Below are 3,536 nucleotides of genomic sequence, written 5' to 3'. Positions count from 1 at the left end.
GTCGTTGAGCTTCTTGTCGTCGATCTCGGGGGCCTGGCCCCGCGCGCCGCGGGGTGCGGCGCGGCAGTCCGTCTGCTTCGGCGTGCAGGCTTCCTCAGGGAAGAAGGACGAGGTGATGCCGATGTCGCCCAGGAAGGCGCCGGCCGTCTGGTGCGCCACGGTGGCCACATTGGCCTTCCAGCCGAAGCGGCCGATCATCTCGCGCTGCGCCACCACGTCCCACACGCGGTTGGGCTGGCCTTTGATGGGCCCGGGCATCGCCGCCTGCTCGGCGGCATTGCGTTCGATCTCGGCCTCGGGAATGGCTTCGAGCAGGCCGATGCCGATGACTTGCGGCGCGATGCGCGGGCTGACCCTCACGTCCTTGGCCATCGGCCCGTAGCCGAGCTGGGCAAAGCCGTAGAGCGGCTGCTGCAGGGTGTAGGGCGTGCCATCGGCGAAGCGGCCGTGGATCGGCTTCCAGCGCATCGTGATCTGGCCTTCGGGCTTCACACCCGGCACGGCGGCGTTGGTGAACTGGTCGCCGTACACCGGCTCGGGCCTGGGCCCGCCGTGGGCGTCGGTGCCGGGCACCGACAGGCGCAGCAGCAGGGCCAGGGGCTGTTCGTCGGCCAGGCCTTTGCGCAAGTCAGGCGGGGCTCCACGGCCGTCCAGCGCGTGGCAGGCACCACAGGAGCGGGCAATGAAATGCGGGCCCAGGCCGTCGCGCGCGGTGGTGGAGGCCGGCGCGATGACCCAGTTGCGCTTGAAGAAGGAGTTGCCGATCACGAAGCGCGTGCGCTCGGCATCGCTCAGGTTGGCCGCCGGGAAGGAGAAGGCGTTCTTGCCGGTGGCCCACACGGTGGTGGCGCCGCCGGTGCGCTCGCCCAGGGGGTCGGCCTCGGCCGGGGCCGTGTCGGACCGGGCCAGCGGGCTGGCCACGAGGGCCAGCGCCAGGCACACGAAGCCGCGGGCTGTCACGGCTGCACGAGCGTGAGCTGGGTGATGCCGATGGCCGCCGCCGCGTCCACCAGGTCCTTGCTCTGCTGCGTGAGGCTGTCGATGGCCGCCTGCACGCGCTGGCGGCCGGGCGCATCGGGCCCGCCCAGGATCTCGCGGTCGAAGGGGGCCTGGATGGCCTCGGTGGCCCGCACCGAGCGGCGGATCTGCGCGGTGGTGCGCTCGGCCAGGGCCGCATCCTTCGCGGCCACGAGGTCGCGCAGGCTGGGGCCCTGCAGCATGCGGCCGTCGGCGCGCTGGTAGCGGCCCAGCCAGACGTTCTCGATGCCCTTGGCATTGGCCACGGCATCGCGGTGGGTGTTGTCGGAGAAGCAGGAGTGCTCGTCTTCCTGGTCCTGGCTGGCCAGGGCCACCTCCAGGCGCTCGCCGGCCAGCTCGCCGCGCGACAACGAGCCCAGGCCCACCAGCATCTTGCGCAAGGACTCGTTGCCACCGCGCTCGAACGCCGCGCGGTAGTTGTTCTTCACGCCCGGCGCCCAGGCGCGCACCAGGGCGGTCAGGTCATCGATGAGGATCTCGGTGACGAGGCGCAGGTAGGTGCGGCGGCGGTCGGCGTTGGGGCGCTTGCCGTCGATGAAGTCCTCGAAGCTGCGATTGCCCGGGCCGGTCTCGGACAGGTCCTGGCCCCAGAGCATGAACTCGATGGCGTGCCAGCCGGTGGCGATGTTCTCCTCGCCACCGCGCTCGTTCAGGCCGATCAGCGCCTGTTTGGTCAGGGGCTGGCGCCGGTCGTTGATCAGGCCGGCCTTCGGCTGGCCTTCGACATAGTCGACGTAGGACTCGTCCATCGGCCAGGCATTGAGCCGGCCCTCGGGGCCGTCATCGTCGTCGATGGGGCCGCCGTAGAAGCGGTAGGCCTCGGTCTGACCGTAGAACTCACGGGCATCGAGCCAGGCCCGGCGTGCGGCGGCCAGGGTCTGCTGCGACGGTGCCGCCAGGAAGGCGGCGATGGCCTTTTGCATCGCCCGGGCCGCAGCCAGAGTGTCCTCGTAGCTCGCATGCACGAGGGCGGCGTGGTGGCGGACCACCGCCGAGGCCGTGACGGCCGCGGCAGCCGCAGGTGCGGCGGCCGACGGGGCCTGGGCCGCCACCGGAAAGGCGGCCAGCACGGCCAGGCTCAGGACCAAGTGTTTCATGACGGACTCCTTGGGTCGGGCCCGCCATTGTATTTAGGAATTATTCGTATTCACAATCTTGACTGGATCCGGCAGGTTCAAACCCGCTCGATCACGGTGGCCGTGGCCATGCCGTGGCCGATGCACATGACCTGCAGACCCAGGGTGCCGCCGGTGGCTTCCAGGCCGTGCAGCATCTTGGCCAGCAGCGCGCCGCCGGTGCCGCCCAGCGGGTGGCCGTGGGCGATCGCGCCGCCCCAGGGGTTGAGCTTGGCCAGGTCGGGCCGGAACTCGCGCGCCCAGCACAGGGCGACGCTGGCGAAGGCCTCGTTGACCTCGATCCAGTCCAAATCGGCCACGCCGATGCCGGCGCGCCGGAGGGCTTCGTGGGTGGCGGGGATCACCCCGCTGAGCTGCATCACCGGGTCGGAGCCCACCACCACGCGCGCTCGAAAGCGCGCCTTGGGCGTGAGGCCGTCGGCGCGGGCGGTGGCTTCGTCGGCCAGCAGCACGGCGCTCGCGCCGTCGGAGATCTGGCTGGCGTTGGCCGCCGTCACCACCCCTTGCCCCGGCGGGCGCATCACCGGGGCCATCGCAGCGATGCGGGCCTCGTCGAGCACGGCGCGGATGCCTTCGTCGCGCACCAGCGTGATCGGCCGGCCGTCGGCATCCAGTCCCGGTGTGGGCAGCACTTCGCGATGGCGGCCGGCCTCGGCCGCGGCATGGGCGCGGCGATGGCTTTCCTTCGCGAACGCGTCGCAGTCGGCACGCGACAGGCCCCAGTGCTCGGCGATGCGCTCGGCGCTCTCGATCTGATGCACCAGGGCATGGCGCTGCCGCAGCGCCGGGTTCAGCGCCTCGAAACCGGTGAACTCGAAGCGGCCGAGCGTCACGTCCAGGAACATGGGCACGCGGCTCATGCTTTCCACGCCGCCGGCGATCACGTAGCGCGCATCGCCGGCCGCAATGGCCTGGGCCGCGAAGTGCACGGCCTGCTGGCTGGAGCCGCACATGCGGTTGAGCGACACGCCCGCCACGCGCGTGGGCAGGCCCGACAGCAGCACCGCCAGCCGCCCGATGTTGGCGCCCTGCTCGCCCGCCTGGCTCACGCAGCCGGCGATGAGGTCGTCGATCTGCTCTGGCATCACCCCGCTGCGCTCGACCAGGCCGCGCACGGCAAAAGCCAGCAGGTCGTCCGGACGGGTCTCACGCAAGGCCCCCTGGCGGCGGCCGAAGGCGGTGCGCACGGCATCGACGATCACGGGCTGGGACATGGAGGCTCCGTTGCGGCGTGGTGGCCGTGATTGTGGTCGCCGATCACGCGGCGGGCAAGCCGGATGGCAGCGCTTGGGCTGGGCGCGCCCGACACGCTGGGCCCAAGCGCTGCGGAAACCCCCCGAGGGAGGGGACGCAGGGGGAGGG

The 3,536-nt window shown here is 71.6% G+C and carries 3 protein-coding genes; all 3 read right to left on the bottom strand.

Features of this window, described 5'->3' with window-relative positions; all coding sequences use genetic code 11:
- Positions 1 to 960, bottom strand: a 960-nt coding sequence (locus tag ACK42S_RS16555; RefSeq protein ID WP_409710109.1) for a di-heme oxidoredictase family protein, incomplete at its 3' end; no start/stop codon positions are given.
- Positions 957 to 2,135, bottom strand: coding sequence for an imelysin family protein (locus ACK42S_RS16550; RefSeq protein ID WP_409710106.1), 1,179 nt, complete (start codon positions 2,133 to 2,135; stop codon positions 957 to 959). The genes ACK42S_RS16550 and ACK42S_RS16555, both read right to left, overlap by 4 nt.
- Before the next feature lie 77 nt (positions 2,136 to 2,212).
- The gene (locus ACK42S_RS16545) at positions 2,213 to 3,388 is read right to left on the bottom strand and encodes a thiolase family protein (protein WP_409710103.1); all 1,176 of its coding nucleotides are present in this window, start codon (positions 3,386 to 3,388) and stop codon (positions 2,213 to 2,215) included.
- Positions 3,389 to 3,536 lie beyond the last annotated feature (148 nt).

This window comes from Caldimonas sp. (assembly GCF_046289365.1).
Taxonomy (GTDB): domain Bacteria; phylum Pseudomonadota; class Gammaproteobacteria; order Burkholderiales; family Burkholderiaceae_C; genus Caldimonas.
The sequence above is the reverse complement of the archived record's forward strand: the minus strand, read 5'-3'. Positions and strand labels throughout refer to the sequence as shown.

Coding starts and splice junctions, on each gene's coding strand:
- ACK42S_RS16550 (WP_409710106.1), bottom strand. CDS start 2,135: ATGAAACACTTGGTCCTGAGCCTGGCCGTGCTGGCCGCCTTTCCGGTG.
- ACK42S_RS16545 (WP_409710103.1), bottom strand. CDS start 3,388: ATGTCCCAGCCCGTGATCGTCGATGCCGTGCGCACCGCCTTCGGCCGC.